Annotated in this window: 23 protein-coding genes and 1 other RNA gene; 8 read left to right on the top strand and 16 right to left on the bottom strand. The window is 67.2% G+C overall.

Annotated elements, in window-relative coordinates; translation table 11 throughout:
- Positions 1-25 precede the first annotated feature (25 nt).
- On the top strand, positions 26-1,525 hold the full coding sequence (locus tag ASE67_RS11190) for a sensor histidine kinase (protein WP_082457069.1): 1,500 nt from the start codon (positions 26-28) through the stop codon (positions 1,523-1,525).
- A gap of 7 nt (positions 1,526-1,532) precedes the next feature.
- Here the strand turns inward: ASE67_RS11190 and queE are convergent, their stop codons facing one another.
- The 7 genes from queE to ASE67_RS11155 form a co-directional block, all read right to left on the bottom strand.
- Positions 1,533-2,168, bottom strand: coding sequence for a 7-carboxy-7-deazaguanine synthase (gene queE, locus ASE67_RS11185; RefSeq protein WP_055760831.1), 636 nt, complete (start codon positions 2,166-2,168; stop codon positions 1,533-1,535).
- Positions 2,165-2,866 (bottom strand): 7-cyano-7-deazaguanine synthase QueC, encoded by a 702-nt coding sequence (gene queC / locus ASE67_RS11180; RefSeq protein ID WP_055760829.1) that lies wholly within the window; start codon positions 2,864-2,866, stop codon positions 2,165-2,167. The genes queE and queC overlap by 4 nt, the downstream gene beginning before the upstream one ends.
- Positions 2,867-3,019: 153 nt before the next feature.
- On the bottom strand, positions 3,020-3,436 hold the full coding sequence (locus ASE67_RS11175; protein WP_156348588.1) for a hypothetical protein: 417 nt from the start codon (positions 3,434-3,436) through the stop codon (positions 3,020-3,022).
- Between the two features lie 22 nt (positions 3,437-3,458).
- Entirely contained in the window at positions 3,459-4,373 is a 915-nt protein-coding gene (gene hslO / locus ASE67_RS11170; protein ID WP_082457108.1) for an Hsp33 family molecular chaperone HslO, read from the bottom strand.
- A 182-nt stretch (positions 4,374-4,555) separates the two neighbouring features.
- A complete protein-coding gene (argF, locus tag ASE67_RS11165) occupies positions 4,556-5,473 on the bottom strand; it encodes an ornithine carbamoyltransferase (protein ID WP_055760823.1) in 918 nt (305 codons plus the stop codon).
- Positions 5,474-5,617: 144 nt separating this feature from the next.
- Positions 5,618-6,808 carry an aspartate aminotransferase family protein gene (locus ASE67_RS11160; RefSeq protein WP_055760820.1) on the bottom strand — a complete coding sequence of 397 codons (1,191 nt, stop codon included), beginning with the start codon at positions 6,806-6,808 and terminating at the stop codon, positions 5,618-5,620.
- A 99-nt stretch (positions 6,809-6,907) separates the two neighbouring features.
- Entirely contained in the window at positions 6,908-7,744 is an 837-nt protein-coding gene (locus ASE67_RS11155) for an ABC transporter permease (RefSeq protein WP_055760817.1), read from the bottom strand.
- An 85-nt stretch (positions 7,745-7,829) separates the two neighbouring features.
- Here ASE67_RS11155 and ASE67_RS11150 point away from each other — a divergent pair, with 85 nt between their 5' ends.
- The 3 genes from ASE67_RS11150 to ASE67_RS11140 all read left to right on the top strand — a co-directional run bounded on the left by ASE67_RS11150 (position 7,830) and on the right by ASE67_RS11140 (position 12,197).
- Positions 7,830-8,579, top strand: a complete 750-nt coding sequence (locus tag ASE67_RS11150) for a GcrA family cell cycle regulator (RefSeq protein WP_055760814.1) — start codon at positions 7,830-7,832, stop codon at positions 8,577-8,579.
- A gap of 267 nt (positions 8,580-8,846) precedes the next feature.
- Entirely contained in the window at positions 8,847-10,826 is a 1,980-nt protein-coding gene (gene parE / locus ASE67_RS11145) for a DNA topoisomerase IV subunit B (protein ID WP_055760810.1), read from the top strand.
- 69 nt (positions 10,827-10,895) lie between these two features.
- Positions 10,896-12,197, top strand: a complete 1,302-nt coding sequence (locus tag ASE67_RS11140) for a serine hydrolase (protein WP_055760807.1) — start codon at positions 10,896-10,898, stop codon at positions 12,195-12,197.
- On the opposite strand, the gene ffs is transcribed toward ASE67_RS11140, so the two are convergent.
- The 3 genes from ffs to tpiA all read right to left on the bottom strand — a co-directional run bounded on the left by ffs (position 12,196) and on the right by tpiA (position 13,580).
- Positions 12,196-12,292: signal recognition particle sRNA small type (ffs, locus tag ASE67_RS17765), an RNA gene on the bottom strand. The genes ASE67_RS11140 and ffs overlap by 2 nt on opposite strands.
- A gap of 37 nt (positions 12,293-12,329) precedes the next feature.
- Positions 12,330-12,737 carry a hypothetical protein gene (locus tag ASE67_RS11135; protein ID WP_055761631.1) on the bottom strand — a complete coding sequence of 136 codons (408 nt, stop codon included), beginning with the start codon at positions 12,735-12,737 and terminating at the stop codon, positions 12,330-12,332.
- A gap of 96 nt (positions 12,738-12,833) precedes the next feature.
- Positions 12,834-13,580 (bottom strand): triose-phosphate isomerase, encoded by a 747-nt coding sequence (gene tpiA, locus ASE67_RS11130; RefSeq protein ID WP_055760804.1) that lies wholly within the window; start codon positions 13,578-13,580, stop codon positions 12,834-12,836.
- Positions 13,581-13,709: 129 nt separating this feature from the next.
- Here tpiA and ASE67_RS11125 point away from each other — a divergent pair, with 129 nt between their 5' ends.
- The 3 genes from ASE67_RS11125 to ASE67_RS11115 all read left to right on the top strand — a co-directional run bounded on the left by ASE67_RS11125 (position 13,710) and on the right by ASE67_RS11115 (position 17,754).
- A complete protein-coding gene (locus ASE67_RS11125) occupies positions 13,710-15,662 on the top strand; it encodes a peptidylprolyl isomerase (RefSeq protein ID WP_082457068.1) in 1,953 nt (650 codons plus the stop codon).
- Complete coding sequence (gene trpE / locus ASE67_RS11120) at positions 15,659-17,155, top strand: anthranilate synthase component I (RefSeq protein WP_055760797.1); 1,497 nt, start codon at positions 15,659-15,661, stop codon at positions 17,153-17,155. The genes ASE67_RS11125 and trpE overlap by 4 nt, the downstream gene beginning before the upstream one ends.
- A 161-nt stretch (positions 17,156-17,316) precedes the next feature.
- Entirely contained in the window at positions 17,317-17,754 is a 438-nt protein-coding gene (locus ASE67_RS11115; RefSeq protein WP_055760794.1) for a GNAT family N-acetyltransferase, read from the top strand.
- A gap of 33 nt (positions 17,755-17,787) precedes the next feature.
- On the opposite strand, the gene ASE67_RS11110 is transcribed toward ASE67_RS11115, so the two are convergent.
- The 6 genes from ASE67_RS11110 to ASE67_RS11085 all read right to left on the bottom strand — a co-directional run bounded on the left by ASE67_RS11110 (position 17,788) and on the right by ASE67_RS11085 (position 22,900).
- Positions 17,788-18,123, bottom strand: coding sequence for a DUF423 domain-containing protein (locus ASE67_RS11110; protein WP_055760791.1), 336 nt, complete (start codon positions 18,121-18,123; stop codon positions 17,788-17,790).
- Between the two features lie 88 nt (positions 18,124-18,211).
- On the bottom strand, positions 18,212-19,996 hold the full coding sequence (locus ASE67_RS11105) for a cation:proton antiporter domain-containing protein (protein ID WP_055760788.1): 1,785 nt from the start codon (positions 19,994-19,996) through the stop codon (positions 18,212-18,214).
- Positions 19,996-20,433 carry an iron-sulfur cluster assembly scaffold protein gene (locus tag ASE67_RS11100; RefSeq protein WP_055760787.1) on the bottom strand — a complete coding sequence of 146 codons (438 nt, stop codon included), beginning with the start codon at positions 20,431-20,433 and terminating at the stop codon, positions 19,996-19,998. The genes ASE67_RS11105 and ASE67_RS11100 overlap by 1 nt, the downstream gene beginning before the upstream one ends.
- A gap of 53 nt (positions 20,434-20,486) precedes the next feature.
- Positions 20,487-21,008: a CvpA family protein gene (locus ASE67_RS11095; RefSeq protein ID WP_055760784.1), complete on the bottom strand. Its 522-nt coding sequence runs from the start codon at positions 21,006-21,008 to the stop codon at positions 20,487-20,489.
- A 198-nt stretch (positions 21,009-21,206) separates the two neighbouring features.
- Complete coding sequence (radA, locus tag ASE67_RS11090) at positions 21,207-22,574, bottom strand: DNA repair protein RadA (RefSeq protein WP_055760781.1); 1,368 nt, start codon at positions 22,572-22,574, stop codon at positions 21,207-21,209.
- A 113-nt stretch (positions 22,575-22,687) separates the two neighbouring features.
- Complete coding sequence (locus tag ASE67_RS11085; protein ID WP_055760778.1) at positions 22,688-22,900, bottom strand: DUF2945 domain-containing protein; 213 nt, start codon at positions 22,898-22,900, stop codon at positions 22,688-22,690.
- A 93-nt stretch (positions 22,901-22,993) separates the two neighbouring features.
- On the opposite strand from ASE67_RS11085, the gene ASE67_RS11080 reads away from it, so the two are divergent.
- Positions 22,994-24,136: a glycosyltransferase family 4 protein gene (locus tag ASE67_RS11080; protein WP_055761629.1), complete on the top strand. Its 1,143-nt coding sequence runs from the start codon at positions 22,994-22,996 to the stop codon at positions 24,134-24,136.
- Positions 24,137-24,251: the final 115 nt, after the last annotated feature.

Raw genomic sequence — 24,251 nt, 5'->3', positions numbered from 1 at the left:
CCGTGCGCCCACCGGCGCAAAACTGATGCTGATCCTCAGCGCCGCGCTTTTGCCGCTGGCCCTGATTGCCTTGTTCGCTACGTTGCAGACATCGCGGGTCGCCGATGTCGATCTGCGCGCACGGTTGCGTGTCGCGGCGACGGAAGCGTCACGCGCGCTTGCGATCGAACTCGTCGGCGACATGACGGCATTGCGCGTGGCGATGACCGCCATGTCGACCGATCCGGCCAATTCACCCAGCTGTGCGCGGGTCGAGGGGGTGTTCGCCCAGCAGACCTCGGTCGGCGCGCGGTTCGGCATCTATTCCGCCGATGGCCGGCTGGTCTGCGGCACCGCCATTCCGGTGCGGATGGCCGGCGCCCCCGATGCCGGCGGTGTCCGGGCGCAGGTCGTACCCGACGCCGGGCTGGTGCTCGACATTCGCGGTGTCAGTTCGGCGCGCGCGGTCGCATTTTTCCCGGTCACGATGCTGCGCGAACTGGCACAGCCAAGCGGCTTCGCCTCGCCCTATGAAGGTGGCCTGCTGCATGGCACCGATTCCGAACTGATCCTGTCGCAGCTGGCGGCGCAGGGCGGGATCGACCGGCGCGAACGGGTCGACATTCCGCTCGGCATCGACGATCTGGCATTTTCCATGGCCGTGCGCCGTGCGCCTTTCACCTCGTCGGCGATCATCGCGATGCTGCTGCCGCTGGTCATGTGGATCGCGGCGACGGGCATCGGCTGGTTCGTGGTCGATCGCCTGCTCATCCGGCCGCTCCGCCGCCTGCGCGACGATATCGAACGCTATCGCCCCGGCTCCCCCATGGCCGACGTCAATCTGGGCGCGGTGCCAGCGCAGGAAATTGCCGATCTGGGCGAGACGTTCCAGGAACTTACCCATACCGTCGAGCGCCACGAACAATCGATGGCCGACGGGCTGGTGCGCCAGACGAAGCTGACGCGCGAAGTGCATCATCGCGTGAAAAACAACCTGCAGGTCATTGCCAGCCTTATCAATTTTCACGCCCGTAGCGCGCATGGTGAAGCAGCGGCCGATGCCTATGCCACCATTCAGCGGCGGGTTGATGCACTGGCGGTCGTCCATCGGCATCATTATGCCGAGATGGAGGAAAACCGCGGGCTGGAGTTGAAATCGGTCATCGGCGAGCTGGCGTCCAACATTCGGGCCACCGCGTCGGGCACCGCGACCAAGCTCGGCATCACGCTGAACATCGAATCGGTGCTGGTAACGCAGGACGTCGCGGTGGCGGTGTCGTTTTTGCTGACCGAGTTGATCGAGCTGGCAGTATCGGTAAACCCGCAGGCGCAGGTCGGCGTCTCGCTGCGCCACGTCGCGGGCACCGACACCGCCGTCCTGCGCACGACGTCGCCGGCATTGGTCGAGAGCGAGGACCTCGAAGCGCTGATCGCCAGCCGCTATGGCCGGATCATCCTCGGCCTGTCGCGTCAGCTTCGCGCGCCGCTGCACCATGATCCGCTGACCGGGGCCTACGAGATCACCATCGCCGCCCGCGCGGGCTGACGCGGGATCAGCGCAGGCCGAGTAGCTTGTGCGTCTGAAGCGATAGGCGCCATTTCGGCCGGTCCATCGCGAAGTCTATCGCGGCGTCGCGGTGCATTTCCTCCATCCCCACCGCGTCCATCGGCTGGATCAGGTGATGCGCGAAGTCCCACTGCTCGATCGCGTCGACGTCGATGCCGTCCTGCGGCCAAACCAGCTTCAGTTCGTCACCCTGCCGCTGCACGACCTCGCTGCCGGCCTTGGGACTGACGCAGATCCAGTCGATGCCGGGATGTGCCGCGATCGTGCCATTGCTTTCAATCGCGATGGTAAATCCTGCCTCGTGCAGCGCGGTGACCAGCGCATCGTCGATCTGCAACATCGGCTCGCCACCGGTCAGCACGACGAAGCGGCGGACGTCACCGCTGCCCCACGCGGCGCTCACCGCAGCGACCAGCGCGTCGGCATCGGCGAACTTGCCCCCGCCCACGCCATCGGTCCCGACGAAATCGGTATCGCAGAAGCGGCAGATCGCTTTGGCACGATCCTGCTCGCGCCCGGTCCATAGATTGCAGCCGGCAAAGCGCACGAACACCGCGCGACGCCCGGCATGCACCCCCTCCCCCTGCAGGGTCAGGAACATTTCCTTGACGGAATAGGTCATAGGCCGGTGTCAGGCCGCTCGGCATAACGCGTCGGATCGGGCAACCCCGCCTCGACAAAGCCGCGCGCGCGCAGCCGGCAGCTGTCGCAGCGGCCGCAATGCAGGTCGCCGACCGGATCGTAGCAGGACCAGCTCATGCCGGCATCGATGCCCAGCCGATCCGCTTCGCGCGCGATATCGGCCTTGGTCATATGTTGCAGCGGTGCGTGGATGCGGAACCGGTCGCCCTCGGCACCGGCGCGGGTGGCGAGTTCGGCCAGCTGCTCGAACCCGGCGATGAAGTCCGGGCGGCAATCGGGATAGCCCGAATAATCGAGCGCATTGACGCCGATCCACAGGTCGCGCGCGCCCGCCGCCTCGGCCCAACCGAGCGCCAGGCTGAGGAAGATCGTATTGCGTGCCGGGACATAGGTGACGGGGATCACGTCTGGCTCCACGCCGCTCTTCGGCACCGCGATCGATGCGTCGGTCAGCGCCGATCCGCCAAAGGTCGACAGGTCGAGCGGCAATACGACATGGCGTTCGGCGCCAAGCGCCTTGGCGATCCGCCGCGCCGCCGCCAGTTCGACCAGATGGCGCTGGTTATAATCGATCGAAAGCGCCAGCAGCCGGTGGCCTGCCTCTCGCGCCAGCGCCGCCGACACCATCGAGTCCAGTCCACCCGACACCAGCACCACGCTGAGGGGAGTAATCGTCATGCTGCGCTCGCTAAGGCCTTCGCGCCAGAAGGGCAACCGCCCGACAAAGGACGGGCCGCACAGCGGCGGCCCGAAGGGGTTTCATGCTTAGGGATCACATGCATGCCCGTAAGGACATGCCCTGCTGATATCCGATCGGGGTTAAACATGCGCTTAACGGCCGCGCCCGCCGCAACTGCCGACACGGCGCGCCTCGAACGCATCGGCGAACGGCATGCCATCGACGATCCCTTCGCTCTCGATCCGTAACGCACGGGGCGTATCGACATGGATCGTCGTGCGGACGTGCCCCGCGCCCGGACAGGTATAATGGACGGTGGCGATGCGCGGCGTGTCCTCGATCACGAACCGGCTGCACTGCGCCGCCCGCAGGCGGAGGCGGAACAGCACGGCAGTGTCGGCGATGCAGCTTTCGCGCGCCGCCTCCGCCGATCCGGGACTGCGCAGCGACCATTGGCCGGTGGCCACCGGCTGCATCGCCATCAGCGACGGCGCGGCTGCGGGTTGCGCAACCGCTCCCGACGCGATGGCCAGCGCCGCCGCCAGCCCCCACCGCAAACTTCCCCCCATGATGCCTTCCCCCCTGGTCGCGTCAGGCCGCTATGTCGGACAGCGCGAGCGGAAATTTCGTCGCGCAAAAGGCGCAATCGACGGTGATGATGCCCTGTTCATCGGCCATCGCCGCCCGCTCCTCGGTCGGGAAGCGCGAAATCACCCCCGCGATATAGTTGCGGTCGCACCGGCAGCCGCGCGACAGTGGCGTGCTGGCCAGCACCCGGACCTCACGCTCTTCGTTGAACAGGCGCCAGACGAGCGTCTCGAGCGGCAGCATCGGATCGGCGAGTTCGTCGGCACCCATCGTGGCGCCCAGCGCCTCGACATGATGCCATTCGGGATGGTCGAGCCGGACGTGCAGCCGCTCGCGCCCCTCTTCGCCCTCGGGCAGATGCTGGAGGAAAATGCCGCCGGCGATCCGCTGGCCATTGTCGTCGACGCCGATGCCCAAGCGGACCAGCGACGGGATCTGTTCGGACTGCAGGAAATAGCTTTCCGCCGCTTGCGCGATCGATTCCCCGTCCAGCGGCACGATGCCCTGATACCGCTCGCCCGACGTCACCTGGTCGAAGGTGATCGCCAGATACCCCTGCCCGAACAGCGCGAATAGCGACGGGTCCTCGCCCAGTTCGGCCAAGCGGTCGGCGTCGTAATCGACATAGCCGCGCAGCTCGCCATTCTTGTAGTCGCACACCATCAGGCGAATAATCCCGCCCTGCGTCTGCGCCTGCAGCGTCAGCTGACCCTCGGCATCCTTCAGCGTCGAGCCGAGCAGCGCGGTCAGCGCGAGCGATTCGGCCAGCAGCTTTTCGATCGGCGCCGGATAGGCATGGGCAGCGAGGATCGACTGCGCGACCAGCCCCAGCCGCACAACGCGACCGCGTGCGTGATGGTCGGGCAGCGTGAACCCGATCGCACGGTCGAGGTCGGGCAGGCGGACGGTATCGGACAAACGGAAGCTCCTCTTGCCCTCATATTCGGGCAAACTGTGATCGATCACTCACATGGTAGCGCGCGCCGCGTTTCGCAAGCGCTTTGACGGTTCCCGCGTTCGCACATGCAAAAACCGGGCGGTTCGCGCCCCAGATGGACACGCGAACCGCCCGGCAGAACGGGCCGACGCTGATCGGGCGATCAGCTGACTAGACCGAAGCACCAGCGCAGGATCGCCTTTTGCGCATGCAGGCGGTTTTCCGCCTCCGGCCAGATCAGCGACTGCGGGCCATCGATGACCTCCGGCGTCACCTCTTCGTCGCGATGCGCCGGCAGGCAGTGGAGGAACACCGCGTCGGACTTCGCATGAGCCATCAGCGCGGCATCGACCTGGTACGGCGCCATCGCTGCCAGCTTCTGTTCGGCATGGGCCTGTCCCATCGAGATCCAGGTGTCGGTGACGATGACGTCGGCATCGCGCACCGCGGCGACCGGATCGCGGGTGATGGTCGCGCGGCCGCCCGCTGCCGCGGTCACTGCCGGGTCGGGGTCATAGCCTTCGGGACAGGCGGCGACGACATCGAAGCCCATCAGCGCACCCGCCTCGAAGATCGAATGCAGGACGTTATTGCCGTCGCCCAGCCATGCCCATTTCAGACCCGGCAGCGCCTTGCCCGCCTCGATCACGGTCAACAGGTCGGCAACGATCTGGCACGGATGCGAATGGTCGGTCAGGCCGTTGATGACCGGGACCGACGCATAGCGGGCCATCTCGTCCAGCTTGGCGGCGTCGTCCGTGCGCACCATGATCGCGTCGCAATAGCCCGACAGGACGCGGGCGGTATCGGCGACCGTTTCCCCGCGACCCAGCTGCGACGTGCCGGCGTCGAGCACCAGCGCCGACCCGCCCAGCTGGCGCATCGCCATGTCGAACGACACGCGCGTCCGGGTCGACGACTTTTCGAACACGCAGGCAAGCGTGTGGCCGGCGAGCGAGGCATCGGCATCGGCGCGCCCTTTCGGCCAGGCCTTGCGCGCGGCCTTGGCGTCCAGCGCATCGTTGAGAATAGCGGCGATGCCATCGGCACCGGCCGAGGCGAGATCGAGGAAATGGCGCATCTGGGTAAAAATCCTCCCCGGCACGGGGAGGGGGACCGTCCGCAGGACGGTGGAGGGGGTGCTCCACCGGCGCTGCGTTTCGGGGCGGCCCCCCTCCACCATGCTTCGCATGGTCCCCCTCCCCGTGCCGGGGAGGAAATTCAATCAATCGTCGGCGACCGGCACGTAGACCCGCGCGGCAGCCGACAGTTTCTCCACCGCTTCCGCGATATGGCTCTCATCAATCACCAGCGGCGGCAGGATGCGGACGACATTGTCGCCGGCCGCCACCGTCAGCAGGTTATGATGATCGCGCAGGTGCGCCACGAAACGGCGACTGTCCGACTTGAGCTTCAAACCGAGCATCAGCCCCATGCCGCGCACCTCCTGAAAAAGATGGTCGTGGTTCGGGATCATCTGTTCGAGACTGGAGCGCAGCCGGTCGCCCATCGCCTTCACATGGGCGAAGAACGCGGGGTCGAGCATCACATCGAGCACCGCCTGCCCCGCCGCCATCGCCAGCGGGTTGCCGCCGTAAGTCGAACCGTGGGTGCCGAAGACCATGCCCTTCGCCGCTTCGGCGGTCGCGAGGCACGCGCCGAACGGGAAGCCGCCGCCGATACCCTTCGCTGCCGAGACGATATCGGGCGTCACGCCATATTGCTCATGCGCGAACAGCGTGCCGGTGCGGCCATAGCCACATTGCACCTCGTCCAGCACCAGTAAGAGGCCGTGTTCGTCACATGCCTTGCGCAGGCCGGTCAGGAATTCGGGCGACGCGGTGCGCAGGCCGCCCTCGCCCTGTACCGGCTCCACGAGGAACCCGGCCGTGTGATCGTCGATCAGCGCCAGCGCGCCGGCGAGATCGTTGAACTCGGCATAGCCGAAGCCCGGCAACAGCGGTTCGAACCCGTCGCGCATCTTGGCCTGGTTGGTGGCCGAGATGGTGCCAAGCGTCCGGCCGTGGAACGCCTGGTTGAAGGTAATCAGCGTGTGCCGCTCAGGGTTGCCATTGGCGAAGTGGAACCGGCGCGCGGTCTTGATCGCGCACTCGACCGCTTCGGCGCCCGAATTGGTGAAAAACACCGTGTCGGCAAAGCTGTGGTCGACGATCCGCTGCGCCAGCGCTTCGCCCTGCGGGCTGCCGTACAGGTTGCTGACATGCATCAGCGTCGCGGCCTGCTCCTGAATCGCCTTCGTCAGATGCGGGTGGCCATGGCCCAGCGCATTGACGGCGATGCCGGCAGCGAAGTCGAGATATTGCGTGCCGTCCTCACCATAAAGATAGCAGCCCTCGCCTCGGACCGGACGCACGCCGCACCGTGGATAGACGGGCATGAGCGCGGGGGTCGTCATCGAACTGCTCCTTCATGAGAAATATCGGCGTTCAAAACGCAAAAAGGCGGCCATGCCGGCCGCCCGGAGCGGCGCTGTACCGCCCCTGATGCGGATTCGTCAATTCTTGAGCTTCCACCCCGACCGCAGCAGCGCATAGCAGCCGATCGCCATCGCGACATCGACCGCCAAGATCACCGCGCCGCCCAGCAGCACCGGCGAATCGGCGCGCTCCAGGAATCCGTAGCGGAAGCCCGAAATGATGTAGAAGAACGGGTTCAGGTGGCTGATCGAGCGGAAGGTCGGCGTCAGCGCCTCGACCGAATAGAAGGTGCCCGACAACAGCGTCAGCGGCCCGATCACGAAATTGGTAATCGCGGCGGCATGGTCGAACTTCTCCGCCCAGATCGAGGTCATCACGCCGGCGAGCGCGAGGAAGGTCGATCCGAACAGCCCGAACCACAGCACGGCACCGGGATGGCGCGGCATCACATGGACGCCCGGATAGAGCAGCATCGCTCCCCACAGCACGATCCCGACAAGGAACGCACGCGTCACGGCGCCCCCGACCAGCGCCGCCAACAGCTCGCCGGTCGACAACGGCGGCATCAGGTAATCGACCACCGTGCCCTGGATCTTGCCGACCAGCAGCGCAAAGCTGGAATTGGCAAAGGCATTGTTCAGCATTGCCATGGCGATCAGGCCGGGCGCGACGAAATCGGGGAACGGCACGCCCAGCACGCTGCGCCCCGCCCCGCCCATCGCGACCGAAAAGATCACGAGGAACAACAGCGTCGTGACCGCCGGTGCCCAGATGGTCTGAAGCTGCACCTTGAAGAAACGGCGCACCTCCTTGATATAGAGCGTGCGCAGCCCACCCCAGTTCACGTTCCGGATGACCGGCACGCCGGGGTCGGCGATGATGATTTTTGCGCGCGACGGGGATTGTTCCTGCATGGCTGTGTCGCCTAATCGCTGGCGCGCGCGGCGGCAAGGATCATGGTCGTTTGCGCGAATGACGAAGTGAAGGACGAAGACGGGCATGAGCTGGACCGAAGAACGCATCGCGACCCTGGCCAAGATGTGGGAATCGGGCATGACCGCCAGCCAGATCGCCGAGGAACTGGGCGGGATCAGCCGCAACGCGGTGATCGGCAAGGCGCATCGCCTGGGCCTGCAGTCGCGCCCGTCGCCGGTGAAGTCGAACGACGCGGCCAAGGCAGCGGCACCCGCGCCCAAGCCCGCCGCCCCGGAGCCCGCGCCGGTCGTCGCCGCCCCCCCGCCGCCTCCGCCGCCCGCTCCGAAGCCGGCACCTGCGCCCGAGCCGAAGCCCGAACCCGTCGCAGCTGCGCCGGTCGAGAACGACCCATTCACCCCGCTTCCTGAAGAAGATCAGGCGGACGAGCAGGAAGAAGAGGACGACGACGCCCCGGTTGCCGCGCCGCGTCGCGCCGAACCGGTCATGCGCTCGGTCGGCCCCGGCGGCTTCCTGCGTCAAAACCCGGGCGAGCAGAGCGCACCGCTGACCCCCGCTCCGCCGCGCCGGCTGGTGCCGGCACGGCCGAGCGATGCGATTGCGGGCAAGACGACGCTGCTCGACCTGAACGACCGTATCTGCAAATGGCCGATCGGGCATCCGGGCGAGCCGGACTTCCACTTTTGCGGCGACAAGGTGAACCCCGGCTTCCCCTATTGCGTCGACCATTGCGGCCATGCGTATCAGGCACAGCTGCCCCGCCGCGACCGCCGTCCGCCGCCGCCGCTGCCTTATGGTGGGCCGCGGGTTCGCTGATGCCGAGCGCGCAAGTCCGGGCCTAGACCCGGACGCGCACCGGCGCTCGGCCGGCCGGCGCGGCACAAAGCCGCGACCGACGGCATGGGCTTCGCCCATGCCCGCCCCGTAACATTACCGTCACCCCGGGCTTCACCCGGGGTCTCGCTTCCTCACCAACCGTGAAAAGATGCAGCACCCCGGATCAAGTCCGGGGTGACGTCGCGTCAGCGGTGACCGCCCACCGCCCGCTTTGCGGATGGCCCCGTTTCGTTCTATACGCCCGCCATGGCCGAAAATCTGTTCGAAGCGAACGTCCCCACCCCGCCCGCCTATGACGCCTCCTCGATCGAGGTGTTGGAGGGGCTGGAACCGGTTCGCCGCAGGCCCGGCATGTATATCGGCGGCACCGACGAACGCGCGCTGCACCACCTTGCCGCCGAAGTCCTCGACAACGCGATGGACGAAGCGGTCGCCGGCCATGCGACCCGGATCGAGGTGCAGCTGGACGTCGGCAACCGGCTGACCATAATCGACAACGGGCGCGGCATCCCGGTCGATCCGCACCCGAAATTTCCCGACAAATCGGCGCTGGAGGTCATTCTTTCCACGCTGCACTCGGGCGGCAAGTTCGCAGGGAAAGCCTATGCGACGTCGGGCGGCCTACACGGCGTCGGCATCTCGGTGGTGAACGCGCTGTCGGTGGATACGGTGGTCGAGGTCGCCCGCGACCGGCAGCTCTATCGCCAGCGCTTTTCGCAAGGGCAGACGATCGGCCCGCTGGAACATGTCGGTGCCGCGCCAAACCGGCGCGGCACGCTGGTCGCGTTCACACCCGACACCGAGATTTTCGCGGACCTGCAGTTCAAGCCCGCCCGGCTGCACAAGCTGGTGCGATCCAAGGCCTATCTGTTCGCCGGCGTCGAAATCCGCTGGAAATGCGCGCCCGAGCTGGTCGAGGGCACCGATGTGCCGGCCGAAGCGGTGTTCCAGTTCCCCGGCGGCCTCGCCGACCACTTGCGCGAACAGGTCGGCGGTCGTGAATGTGCGACGGCCGATTTCTTCACGGGCACGCAGGATTTCCCCGGTGAGCAGGGTCGCGTCGAATGGGCGGTGGCATGGCCGCTATGGAGCGACGGCAGCTACAGCTATTATTGCAACACCATCCCGACACCCGATGGCGGCACCCATGAACAGGGGCTGCGGCAGGCACTGGTACGGGGCCTGCGCACCTTTGCCGATCTGGTCGGCAACAAGCGCGCCAAGGACATGACCGCCGACGACGTGACGGTCGGTTGCGAGCTGATGCTGTCGGTGTTCATCCGCGATCCGCAGTTCCAGAGCCAGACCAAGGACCGCCTGACCAGCGTCGAGGCAGCGAGCCTGGTCGAAAAGGCGGTACGCGACCATTTCGACCATTTCCTCAGCCATAATATGGACCGGGGGAAGGCGCTGCTCGGCCTCGTGCTCGACCGGATGGACGAACGGCTGCGGCGCAAGGCCGAGCGCGAGGTCAAGCGTAAGACCGCGACCTCTTCGCGCAAGCTGCGCCTGCCCGGCAAGCTGACCGACTGCGCCTCCGACGATCCCGCCGGCACCGAACTCTTCATCGTCGAGGGCGATTCGGCCGGCGGTTCGGCGAAGCAGGCGCGCGACCGCAAGACGCAGGCGATTTTGCCGATCCGCGGTAAAATCCTGAACGTCGCCTCGGCGACCAGCGCCAAGATTCTCGCGAACCAGGAAATCGCCGATCTGGTCCTCGCCATGGGTTGCGGCACGCGCAAGGACTGCCAGCCCGATGCGTTACGCTATGAACGCATCGTCATCATGACCGACGCCGATGTCGACGGCGCGCATATCGCCACGCTGCTGATGACGTTCTTCTTTCAGGAGATGCCGGAAATCGTCCGGCGCGGGCACCTGTATCTGGCACAGCCGCCGCTCTATCGCCTGACCGTCGGTGCCAAGTCGCTCTACGCCCGCGATGACGCCCATCGTGCGGAGCTGGAACGCACCGCGTTCCGGGGCAAGAAGGTCGAGGTTTCCCGCTTTAAGGGGCTGGGCGAGATGAATCCTGGCCAGTTGCGGGAAACGACGATGGACCCGAAGAGCCGCAGCATGATCCGCATCACCCTGCCGCAGGAATATGAGGAACGCGCGGCGGTAAAGGATCTGGTCGACCGCCTGATGGGCACCAATCCCGCACACCGCTTCGCCTTCATCCAGGAAAATGCCGCAAGGTTGGACGAGGAGGTAATCGACGCCTGACGGGCGCGATTGACGCCCCTATCCCGATGCCGCAACCTGCCGTCGACAGGGGTTTTGGGGAAGATATCGATGGTCGCCACGCTGATGATGCTCGCCGCGCTTGCTCAGCCGGCGGTACAGGCACGACCGGCCGAACCGACGATCGACACCCGCGCCCGCGAGATCGTGGCGCTGCTGGGCGGTGCGGGGGAGTATGATGCGACCTTCGCCCCGTCGTTTCGCGCCGCCGTCCCGCGCGAGAAATTCGACGCCATCGCCATGCAATTGGCCCAGGCGCTGGGCAAGCCCACCGGGATCGGTGCGATCGAGCCGACTGGCGCCTGGTCCGCCCATATCCGCATCCCCTATGAACGGGGTACGCTGAAGGCCGACCTGGCGCTGGACCCCACGGGCGACCATCGTGTCATTGGTCTGCTGACCCGAGGGGTCGAGCCGCTCGGCCCGGCGGCCCATTCGATCGACGACGTGATCGGTCAACTCGCGACGTTGCCCGGCACCAGCGTGTTTGCCGTGGCGCGGCTGGGCGATGGCCCGCCCCGGACGGGCAACACTCGCAACGCCACCACGCCCATCGCGATCGGTTCGGCGTTCAAGCTGGTCATCCTCGCGGAACTGGTCCGCTCGATCGAGGCCGGCGAGCGCAAATGGAGCGACGTCGTGACGCTGGACGGGTCGGCCCTGCCCGGCGGCGGCTATGCGCAGCAGCCAAAGGGCACGCGCATCCCGCTGAAGGAATTGGCCGAGCGGATGATTTCGGTCAGCGACAACAGCGCAACCGACATTCTGCTGTTCCATCTCGGCCGGGCAAAGGTGGAGGCGATGCTGCCGGTCGTCGGCTTTACCGATGGCGGCGCGCGCAACGTGCCGTTCCTCGGCGCGCTGGAGTTGTTCAAGCTCAAGGGCGTGGACGGTGGGGCACTCGGCACCCGCTATCTCTCGCTGGACCGGGCGGCACGGCGGGCATTTCTCGACGGCCCTGTGCGCAACGCGCCGATCGCTGCGATCCCGCGCGACCTGTTCCAGGATGGCAAGCCGCTGCGGATTGGCGAGCTGGAATGGTTCGCCAGCCCGAACGACCTCATCCGCGCGATGGACTGGCTGCGCCGGCATATGGACGGTCCCGCAGGCGCTGAGCTGCGCGCCGTCCTGTCGAAAAATCCGGGTATTGCCGAGGCATCGTCACACTGGCGCTATGTCGGCTATAAGGGCGGGTCGGAGCCCGGCGTGCTGACCATGACGTTCCTGCTGCAGGCACAGGATGGCAGCTGGCATGCGTTGACCGCAGGCGTCAACGACACCGCGCACGAGGTCGATACACTGAAATTTACCGGTCTGATGACCCGCGCGCTGGAACTTGCCGCGCCGCGTTAAAGGTGGGAGCCGGACGACCCGCTGCGAAATCGTTGCGGCTGCTTCCTTCCGGACCTGACCGGGTTGGCGACGGCATCGTCCGCCCGACTCCCGCGCGCCATATGGGCGAAGCGGCCGCCGGGCGCAAGGGGATCAATTACGCGGCGGCAGCTTGGAGTAAGGCACGAAATCGCCGAGCGAGATCGATCCGCTCATCATCCGCGAATTGCGGTCGAGCAGGTTGACGATATCGATCCGGCACAATTGCGTACCGATCGTGCGCGTGACCAGGATATCGTCTCGGTCGAGAATACCGCCGCCCTGCGGCCGGTTCACGAACAGCGTGCCGTTGTTCATGCGATAGACGATGGCAGTGTCCGGTACGATCTCGCTCGACCGGATATCGCGCAGGTTGATACAGTCGACCGGCTTGCCGGCGTCGCGCCGCTCGGTGATCCGCGACAGCGCCGCCTCCCCCGCTGCGTTGTCGCGTTCGCGTGCGGTGAGCGGGGCCGCGCTGGCCGCGACCAGGGCAATCGAGAGCAGACTAAACAGGCGCATGATCGTCATCCCGGCTGGAGCAATATCGACTCCGTAGCATATCCCGGATGAACCGACACTGACGCGGGCCGTTCCGCCCGCGCCGTCGCCCGACGATCAAAGGCTGGCCGCCGCCTCGATGATCGGCACGAACTTTTCGGCGGTCAGGCTGGCCCCGCCGACCAGCGCCCCATCCACATCGTCGATCGACAGGATCGACGCGGCATTGGCGCCGGTCACCGACCCGCCATAGAGGATGCGGATGCCATCGGCGGCGTCGCCGACCATCTGACGCAGCTTTGCACGGGCGATCGCATGAACCTGCGCGATCTCGTCCGCCGACGGGGTGCGCCCGGTGCCGATCGCCCAGCGCGGTTCATAGGCGAGCGTGAACCATTCGCCGCTCGCCCCCTCCGGCACCGACTTTTCGATCTGCGCCTGCACGACGCGCTCGGCGCGCCCCGCATCGCGCTCCGCTTCGGTCTCACCGCAGCACAGGATGACGTTCAACCCGTGGCGGCGCGCCGCTGCCGCCTTGGCCCAGGCGTCGTGGCTGGTTTCGTTCTGGTCCGCGCGGCGCTCGCTATGGCCGACGATGACGATGGTCGCGCCGGATTCGAGCAGCATTTCGGCGGAGACGCAGCCGGTATGCGCGCCGCGATCATTGGCATGGACATCCTGCCCGCCGATCTGCATCGTCGTGGCGATCTCCGACGCGGGGTGGACCAGCGTCGCGGGCACGCACAGCGCCACATCGACCCCCGGCGCGGCGGCGGCGGCGGCATCGATCGCGGCGATTTCGGCCAGCTGCCCGCGAAGCCCGTGCATCTTCCAATTGCCGGCTACCAGCTTGCGACGACTCATACCCACGGCTCCCCAGGTGTTTTACATGTTCTACAGCCGATAGCGCATGTGGCGGCCCACGCAACCTTGAAGCGGGCGCGACCGCCTTCTAAAGCGGCATCCTTTCATTCCTTTCGATCGGTTGCACGGATGCTCGGTTTCTTCAGGCGCATGACCAAGTCGAAGGTCGGCATCTTTGTCGGCCTGCTGTTGCTGGCGGTCATCGCCATCGGCTTTGCCATGGCCGATCTCAACGGCCTGCGCCCGTCGTCGCTGGGCGGCAACGGGGCGACCGTGGCAACGGTCGGCGACGACAAGATCACCGACACCGCGCTGACCGAGCGTATCCGGGGCGACGTGCAGCAGGCAGCGCAGCAGCAGCCGGGGCTGGACACCGCGCAATATATCGCGCGCGGCGGCTTCGAAGGATCGCTGAACCGCGCGATTTCGGACGCCGCGCTGCGCCAGTTCGCGCAGGATCACGGGTTGGTGGTGTCCGACCGCTATGTCGACGGGCAGATCGCCAGCCTGCCGGCGTTCCAGGGGCTGGACGGCAAGTTCGATCAGCGCACCTTCGAACAGGCGCTGGCGCGCGCGCGCATCACGCCACAGCAGCTGCGCGACGATATCCGCCGCGCGACCCTCACCCGCCTGATGCTCGCCCGCACCGTGGAGAGCAGCTATCTGCCGCAGCAGCTGGCGCTGCCCTACGCCTCGCTTGCGAAGGAAGCGCGCAGCGGGCAGGTCGCGATCGTGCCGACCGCCGCCTTCCCTGCGCCGGCGGCACCGACCGACCAGCAGCTGCAGGCCTATTACACCGCGAACCGCGCGCGCTATACCGTGCCCGAGCGTCGCGTGATCCGCTACGCGATCGTGACCCCGGCCAGCGTGCTGGCGCAGTCGGCGCCGACCGATGCCGAAGTCCAGGCAGCCTATCGCACCAACGCCGCCCGCTTTGCCGCGTCGCAGACCCGCACCGTGTCGCAGGTCGTAGTCGCCGACCAGGCTGCCGCGACCAAGCTGGCACAGGCGGTTCGCGGCGGTCAGGCGCTGAGCGCCGCCGCCAGCGCGATCGGCCTCGAAGCGACGAATTTCGCCGGACAGACCAAGGGGCAGCTTGCCGGCAAGACCTCGCCGGCCGTCGCCGACGCCGCGTTCGGCGCGCAGCAGGGGGCGGTCGTCGGGCCGATCCAGTCGCCCCTGGGCTTCGTCGTGCTGAAGGTCGATGCCGTCACGCAGGTACCGGGCAAGACGATCGAGCAGGCCCGGCCCGAGCTGGTCGCCGAGCTGACCAAGACCAAGGGCGCGACGGCGCTGGGCGCGATTCAGGAAAAGATCGACGGCGGCATCACCGACGGCGCGACCTTCGACGAAATCGTCAAGGATTCGAACCTGTCGGCGCAGGCGACCGCTCCGGTCACCGCGCAGGGCATCGACCCGCTGAAGCCGGCCCAGCCCGATCCCGCGCTGACCCCGATCCTGCAGGCCGGGTTCGCGGCTGAATCGGGTGACGCACCGCAGATCGTGCAGACGGCGGCCGATGGCACCTTTGCGCTGGTATCGACCGGTGAGGTGACCCGCGCTGCCCCCCGCCCGCTGGCCGACATTCGCGAGCAGGTGATCGGCCAGTACCGGCAGGATCAGGCGCTGAAGGCCGCCCGTGCCGTCGCGCAGCAGATCCTGACCAAGGTGAATGGCGGCATGCCGCTGAACACCGCCGTCGCCCAGTCGGGCACCCGCCTGCCCGCGCCGCGCCCGGTCACTGCGTCGCGCGCGCAGCTGTCGCAGCTGGGTGCGCAGGTTCCGGCCGCGCTGCAGCTGATGTTCTCGATGGCGCCCAAAAAGGCGAAGCTGACCGCCGCGCCGAACGGCGAAGGCTGGCTGATCGTCTATCTGGGCGACATCCAGCGCGGCGATGCCCGCAACGACAAGGCCGCGATCACCGGCGTCGGCCGCGAGCTGGGTCGCATGAGCGGCAACGAATATGCCGAACAGTTCGTCGAGGCGGTTCGTCGGCAGGTGGGCGTGAAGCGCAACGAGCAGACGATCAATCGCGTGCGCAACGAACTGGTCGGCGGGGCCACGCCCGCGCCGGCACAATGAACGGGATCGAGGGGCTGGACGCCGCCCGCGCCGCGCTGACGGCGGGGCGGCCGGCGTTGCTGTGGACCACGCGGGTCGCCGATACCGAAACGCCGGTCGCCGCCGCGCTGAAGTTGATCCAGCCCGGACGCGGCGACTTCCTGCTCGAATCGGTTGAGGGTGGTTCGGTGCGTGGCCGCTACAGCCTGCTGGGGCTGGCCCCCGATCTGGTGTTTCGTGGCGACGGTCATGCCGCGGCGATCAACGCCGACTGGCTGACCGATCGCGACGCCTTCGTCCCCTGCGCCGAGCCGACGCTGGCGGCGCTGCGGACGCTGGTCGGGCAGTGCCGGATGGACGTGCCGCCCGCGCTGCCGCGTGCGCTCGCCTGCCTGGTCGGCTATTTCGGCTATGAAACGGTCGGGCTGGTCGAAACACTGCCGCAGGCGGCGGAGGACGCGCTGGGCCTGCCCGACATGATGTTCGTACGGCCGACGGTGCTGCTGGTGTTCGACCGGCTGTCCGACACGCTGTTCGTCGTCGCGCCGGTCTGGCCGGGGGCGAGCGTCGAGATGGCAGCGGAGCGGATCGAGGCGACGGCGGCGGCGCTGGACGCGGCGGCCCTGCCCGCGCCCGCGCGACTGGCGGAGGTGCCCGAACTGGCGCTTGCCCCCACCCTGCCCGCCGGCCGCTATGGCGAGATGGTCGCGGCGGCGAAGGAATATATCGCGGCGGGCGATATCTTTCAGGTCGTGCTGGCGCAGCGTTTCACCACCCCGTTCCCGCTCGAACCGTTCGAGCTGTACCGGGCGCTACGGCGGATCAATCCGTCGCCGTTTCTCTATCATCTCGACCTGCCGGGCTTTGCCTTGACCGGTTCCAGCCCGGAAATCCTGGTCAGGTTGCGCGATGGCGAGGTCACGATCCGCCCGATCGCAGGCACCCGTCCGCGTGGCAGCACGGCGGCGGAGGACGAGGCGAACCGCACCAGCCTGCTCGCCGATCCCAAGGAACGCGCCGAGCATCTGATGCTGCTCGACCTCGGCCGTAACGATGTCGGGCGGGTTGCCTCGACCGGCAGCGTGCGGGTGACCGACAGCTATACCGTCGAATTCTACAGCCACGTCATGCACATCGTGTCGAATGTCGTCGGCACGCTGCGGTCGGATGCCGATGCGCTGGACGCATTGTTCGCGGGTTTTCCGGCGGGCACGGTGTCGGGTGCGCCAAAGGTGCGGGCCTGCCAGATCATCGCCGAACTGGAGCGCGAACGACGCGGCGCCTATGCCGGTGGCGTCGGATATTTCAGCCCCGACGGATCGATGGATTCGTGCATCGTGCTGCGCACGGCGGTGGTCAAGGACGGGATGATGCACGTCCAGTCGGGCGCGGGCATCGTCGCCGACAGCGATCCCGCCTATGAACAGCGCGAGTGCGAGGCGAAGGCCGGCGCGCTGCTGGCCGCTGCACGCGAAGCGGTGGCCCAGGCGGGCAAGGTTCGTTTCGGACGATAGCGCGGAATTCGGCGAGGTTTGCGGTACGTTCAGGTTACCGCAGTAGACTATTTGGCGGCGACATGCGGCCAAATATCGGAAATCGCATGATTCGTCGGTTGGAACAGCATTCCACGGACGGGCGGGAGCAGGTGTTCCTGTCCCGAGAAGCGAGGAACACCATGGTGACTATTTGCCGTGCGACGTTGCAGGATATCGACCGGATCGTGCCGTTGTTCGATGCCTATCGCCAATTCTATGGGTACGACAGCGACCTGGACGGGGCGCGGCGGTTTCTGACAGAACGGCTCGATCGCGAAGAGTCGGTGATCCTGCTGGCAGCGGACGGCGCCGGTTTTACGCAACTCTATCCGTGTTTCTCTTCCGCGCGGATGCGGATGACGCTGATCCTGAACGACCTGTTCGTCGCTCCGGACGCGCGCGGGCGGGGCGTCGGCGCGGCGTTGCTCGACGCGGCCTGTGCCCATGCGCGGTCGGTCGGGGCAGCGCGGATGACGCTATCGACGGCGGTCGACAACAGCGCGGCGCACGCGCTGTACGTCCGCGCCGGATGGGAACGCGACGCGCAGTTTCATACCTATACCATCGGCGTCGGCTGAATCCGTTGTTCGGCGGCGACGGCTCCGGCCCGGCTATCGCCGCAGCGCGATCCAGCCAAGCCAGAGCCAGCCGACGATCATCGCCAGTCCACCGAGCGGGGTGATCGGCCCCAGCAGCCCACGCGGGCCGCCCAGCGCCATGGCATAGAGCGAACCGCCGAACAGCAATCCGCCGGCGACGAACAGCCAGCCCGGCCCGCGCGCGCCAAGGTTCATCGCGACCAGCGCGGCAATGGCGTGGGCGAGCTGATATTGCCCGCCAGTCTTCAGCCATTCCGCCGCCGGGCCGGAAGCGCCATGCGCGCCGAACGCCCCAGCGGCGACCGCCATGGCACCCGAAAGCGCAGCGGCGAGGAGCAGGAGGTTCATCGCAACAACTCCCCTGTATCGGTGACCATCGCCGTCAAACGTAGCCCAGCCACCGCGAAACCCGCGCGCTCACCGATCGGCCGCCTCTTCATTCCGCGTCGCCCTGTAGCGCGTCCGACGTCGCGCCGACGCGGGCATGGGTGAAGATCATGTCGCGGCCCTGTTTCAGATCACCGGTTTCGGACTGCTGCGACAGGCGTTTCGCATCGGTCTTGCGGTACAGATCCTCGGTCCGGTCGATCTCGCCATCGTCCACGCCGACGCTGACCATCGCCGCGCGCGCCATGGTGACGGCGGAATCGAGCACTTCGCGGAACACGCCCTGTACCGGAGCACCGGCTAGCTTGACGACCGAGCGCCGGTCATAGGCGCGCACGAAAATGCCGGCATTGGGAAACGCCTGATGGATCGCCTCGATCGTGTCGGTTTCGAACGGGTCGCCATCGACGCAGAACAGCAGCAGCGCGGCATCCTGCGCCCCGGCGAGGCGCAGCAGGTCGATGCGGGTGCCGTCGCCATAATAGACCTTCATGCCGAAGCTGTCGGCGATCTCGATCATCTCGACATCGCGGTCGATGACGGTGACGCTGATCCCCTGCGCCAGCAGCATCTGGGCAACGGTCTGTCCGAAGCGACCATAGCCGGCGACGACCGCACTGGCGCCGTCGTGGCGCGGACCTTCGGGCGTTTCGCCGCGTTTTCGGGCGGGGTCCGCGCGGAACTTGCGCGTCGCCATCATCAGGAACGGCGTGGTGGCCATCGACAGCGTGACGATCGCGCCGAACACGCTGGCCGCTTCCGGCGCAATCAGCAGCGCGTTCTGCGCCTGTGCGAACAGGACGAAGCCGAATTCACCGCCCTGGCTGAGCAGCAGGCCCAGCGCCAGCGCGCCGCGCCACGGCATCCCGAACAGCCGCCCCAGGCCGAAGATCACCAGCCCCTTGGTCGCGATCAGCGCCAGCGCCATGCCGATGACGAACACTGGCCGTTCGACGATTGCCCCCAGATCGAGCATCATGCCGACCGCGAGGAAGAACAGCCCGAGCAGGATCGAGCGGAACGGCTCGACATCGGCCTCCAGCTCGTGGCGGTACGGGCTGTCGGCCAGCATCACGCCGGCGATGAATGCACCCAGCGCCGTCGACAGGCCCAGCGCCTGCATCACCGCCGCGCTGGCGATGACGGTGAACAGCCCGGCGAACACGAACATCTCGCGCTCGCCCATATTGCCGATCAGGCGGAACAGCGGGCGCAGCAGGAAACGTCCGGCAAGGATCAGCCCGACGACCGCGCCTACGGTCCACAGCGCCAATTGCCACCCCGGCGGGCCACCGGCATCGGCGGGATTGCGCGACAGCGCGGCGACGATGGTGATGAGCGGGACGATCGACAAATCCTGAAACAACAGGATCGCAAAGGCGCGTTCGCCGAACGGCGTCTTCATGCGGCCGGCCGATTGCAGCATCGGCAGAACCTGCGCAGTCGAGGACAGCGCCAGCGGCAGGCCGAGCGCGATGGCCGCGGCCCAGCTGAAATGGGTGGCAAGCCAGACGACGCCGGTGATTGCGACGCCGCACAGCACGACCTGCAACAACCCGAGGCCGAAGATGTCGCGCTTCATCTGCCACAGGCGCGAGGGCGACAGTTCCAGACCGACGAGAAACAGCAGCAGCGTGATGCCGAGCTCGGCAATGGCCAGCTTGGATTCGGCATTGCCGACCAGCCCCAGCACCTGCGGCCCGACCACCGATCCGGCGACGAGATAGCCGAGCGTGGCACCGAGGCCCAGCTTGCGGAAAATGAGAACGAAGACCAGCGCCGCGCCCAGCAACGGCGCGAAATCATGGAGCAGCGACGCGGTGCCGTGTTCCATCAGGCGGCGGCCCGCTGACCGGCGGCCTGTGCGGCGGCTTCGGCGGCGGCTTCGAAGGCCAGGCGGATCGAGGCATGGCGCGCGCTGTGCGGGCGGGCCGGTTCGAACAGCGTCAGGCCGGGCCAGTCGGGCACATCCCCCTCCCCGGCCAGCCATGCGGACAGCGCATTGCTGGCGACGGCAAGCTCGGCAGGGGTCTTTCCGACAATTTCTCGCGCCAGCAGCGCCGACGATGCCTGCCCCAGCGCGCAGGCCCGCACCAGCATGCCGACGCCGGTGACGCGACCATCATCGCCGAGCGCGATATCGACGGTTACCCGGCTGCCGCAAACGGCCGAGCGTTTTTCGACGGAGGCTTGCGGGTCGGAAAGGCGGACGGCCTGCGCGGTTTCGGCGGCAAGGCGGAGGATTTCGGTATTGTACAGGTTTGCGCTCACCGGCCCGATGTAGGGCGGGTTCGTGACGGTGGCGAGTCGCGGGGCGCCTTTTTCTATTCGCCGAACACCGGTTCGCCCCGCCGGCGGCGATCGATGAAGTCGACGACGCTGATGCTGGTGGCGTTGAGCAGCGGATAGGTGCGCGCGTTCTTGATCCACAACGGGCGACGCGTCGGGCCGCCACCGATGAAGTCGGCGGCAAGCAGCAGCAGCAGGAAGGCGAGGCTAACGAGGATCAACCCCTTCAACGCGCCGAAACCGAAGCCCAGTGCCCGATCGACCGGCCCCAGGACCGAGGCACGGGTGCGCGCGCCCACGGCGTTGGCGACCAGCCGCCCGGCAAAATAGCCGGTGCCCGCGATCAGCGCGAACGCCAGCGTCGCCGCGCCGCCCGCCGTACCGGTCGGCCCGACCAGCGCGGCGGCGACGGTCGTGTGGAACAGTTTCAGCAGCAGCACGACCAGCGCCCATGCGCCCAGCGACAGGACTTCGGTGACGAAGCCGCGCAGAAAGCCCAGCACGGCCGCGCCGCCGACGGTACAGAGGACGGCGATGTCGAGCGAGGTCAGGCCCATGGGCGAGGCTATGCCGGGCGGCGGGGGGATTGTCGAGGTGGTGGTGTCTATCGCATCACTGATCCTCCCCGGCACGGGGAGGGGGACCAGCCGCAGGCTGGTGGAGGGGGCGTTCCGCGAACGGAACCGTGGTGGACGTGGACAGCCCCCTCCACCATCGCCTTCGGCGACGGTCCCCCTCCCCGTGCCGGGGAGGATTTAGCGGCCCAGCATGTAATCCACGAACCTCGGCAAATCCTTGAACCCCGACAGCTTGATCGCCCCACCCTCCGCCTGCGCTGCAGGTGCCAGCGCGCGGGAAAAGCCGAGCTTGCCCGCCTCCTTCAGCCTCAGCGCACCGTGCGCGACCGGCCGCACTTCCCCCGACAGCGCGATTTCGCCGAACACGATCGCGTCGGATGGGATCGGCCGCTCGGACAGTGCCGACACCAGCGCCGCCGCGACGGCGAGGTCGGCGGCGGGGTCGGTCACGCGATAGCCGCCGGCGATGTTCAAATAGACTTCGGCGGTAGCGAACGCCAATCCGCAGCGCGCCTCCAGCACCGCAAGGATCATCGCCAAGCGGCCCGAATCCCAACCGACCACCGCCCGACGCGGGGTTGCGCCGGACGCCAAGCGGACGGTCAGCGCCTGCACCTCGACCAGCACCGGCCGCGTACCTTCCAGCGCCGGGAAGACGACGGTGCCGGTGACATTCTCGTCACGGCTGGTCAGGAACAACGACGAAGGGTTTGAAACTTCGGACAATCCTTCGCTTTCCATCGCGAAGACGCCGATCTCGTCGGTCCCGCCGAAGCGGTTCTTGACCGCGCGCAGGATGCGATACTGGTGGCTGCGCTCGCCCTCGAACGCCAGCACGGTGTCGACCATATGTTCGAGCACGCGGGGGCCGGCGATCGACCCGTCCTTGGTGACATGACCGACCAGCACGACGGCGGTGCCGCGTTCCTTGGCGAAGCGGATCAGTTCTCCCGAGGAGGCGCGGACCTGGCTGACCGTGCCCGGTGCCCCTTCGATCAGGTCGCTGTGCATCGTCTGGATCGAATCGATGATTAGCAGGTCGGGCGCGGCCGATCCGCCGAACGTCGTCAGGATGTCGCGCACCGACGTTGCCGCCGCCAGTTGCACCGGTGCATTGCCAAGCCCCAGCCGACGCGCGCGCAGGCGGACCTGATCGGCCGCCTCTTCGCCCGAGACATAGGCAACGCCCTTCCCCGCCAACGCCAGCCTGGCGGCGGCCTGTAGCAGCAGGGTCGATTTGCCGATGCCGGGATCGCCACCGATCAGCGTCGCCGATCCCTCGACGAACCCGCCACCCAGCGCCCGGTCGAGCTCGGCGATTCCAGTCTGGAGACGTTCCGGCAACGCGATGTCGGTGTCGAGGCCCGAGAGCAGGATCGGCCGTCCACCGCTTTGCAGGTTATGCCGCGCGGAAAAGGGCGTGACGACCGCACCGGCATCCTCGACCAGCGTGTTCCAGTCGCCGCAGTCGGCACATTGCCCCGCCCATTTCGAGGAAACCGATCCGCATTGCTGGCAGACATAGCGCTTCTGGGGTTTGGCCATGCGCGGGCCGTAGCAGACGGGGAACGAAAGGGGAATATCCACCACGCGTCGCGTGGGTGGACACCCCCTTCACCATCCTGCGGATCGTACCCCTCCCCGTACCGGGGAGGATTTTAGTCGAGTTCGCTGCCTCTTTTCAGAACCTTGGTGCCGTCTTCCTGTTCGATCAGATAAGCGGGGTTTTCCTTCGTACCGTTTTTCACGACCTTGCTGCCCTTGATCGTGCGCTGGACGCGCTTCTCGAAGCGTTCCTCGACCTTGCCCTCGGCCGTGCCGTTGCCCCACGTCCATTTGACGGTCTGACCCTTCTTGTAGCTGTCGCTCATCGTGTCCGCTCCTGTTTGTCAGGCGGGTCAACCCGTTGCGGTGGCCAAGCGTTCCGGTGGCGTGACCGGCGTTCCGGCGCTATGGGCACGCGGATGAAGCCTTCCCAGCTCCGCGTCGCGATGTTCAGCGGAAACTACAATTATGTCCGTGACGGTGCCAACCAGGCGCTGAACCGGCTTGCGCGCCACCTGCTCGACCATGGCGTCACCCTGCGCGTCTATTCGCCGACGACCGACAAGCCGGCCTTTCCCCCGACCGGCGATCTGGTCAGCGTACCCGCCTACGGAATGCCCGGCGGGCGCGGCGAATATAAGCTGGCGCGCGGCCTGACCGCAAAGACGCGCGCCGATCTGGAAGCGTTCGCACCGAATATCGTCCATGTCTCCGCGCCGGACATTCTCGGCCACCGGGCGCTCAGCTGGGGCCGGGACAAGGGGATCGCCACGCTCGCCTCGCTCCACACCCGGTTCGAAACCTATCCGCAATATTACGGCATCGGGTTTCTGGAGCCGGTAGCAGTCGCCCTGTCGAAGCGGTTCTACAATCGCGCCGATCAGGTGATGGTACCCGGACGCGGCATGGCCGACCTGCTGCGCGAATGGGGCGTCACCTCGCCGATCGGCATCTGGTCGCGCGGGGTCGATCACCAGCGGTTCAGCCCGGCGATGCGCGACCTCGACTGGCGGCGGTCGCTGGGCATCGGCGATGACGAGGTGGCGGTCAGCTTCCTCGGGCGGCTGGTGCTGGAAAAGGGGCTGGATGTCTTTTCCGACGTCGCCACCGAATTGCAGCGGCGCGGCGTGAAGCACCGCATCCTGGTGATCGGCGAAGGTCCGGCGCGCGACTGGTTCGCCGAACGCGTGCCGCATGCCGTATTCGCTGGGTTTCAGGCGGGCGACGATCTGGGCCGCGCGGTCGCGTCGATGGACGTGTTCTTCAACCCATCGATCACCGAGACGTTTGGCAACGTCACGCTGGAGGCGATGGCCGCCGGCGTGCCGGTCGTCGCCGCGCGCGCGACCGGCGCGGTGGGCATGGTCGAAGACCGCACGACCGGCTTCCTGGTGCCACCGCGCGACGTGCCGGCCTATGCCGATGCGATCGCCCGGCTGTGCGAGGATGCCGACCTGCGCTGGCGCATGGGGCTGGCCGGGCATGAGGCGGCGAAGGGCTATCGCTGGGATACGGCGAACCAGTCGGTGCTGGACGCGTATCTGAAGATCGTTCGCGGGTAGCGGCGGCGCTGGGGCCGCGACGTTGCGGTATGGATTCTCGTCTTCGCGGGAATGACGACTTGGTGATCTGAACCCCTTCTTCGTCACCCCGGACTTGATCCGGGGTGACGGGTGG

Source organism: Sphingomonas sp. Leaf23 (assembly GCF_001421585.1).
GTDB lineage: Bacteria > Pseudomonadota > Alphaproteobacteria > Sphingomonadales > Sphingomonadaceae > Sphingomonas.
The sequence above is the reverse complement of the archived record's forward strand: the minus strand, read 5'-3'. Positions and strand labels throughout refer to the sequence as shown.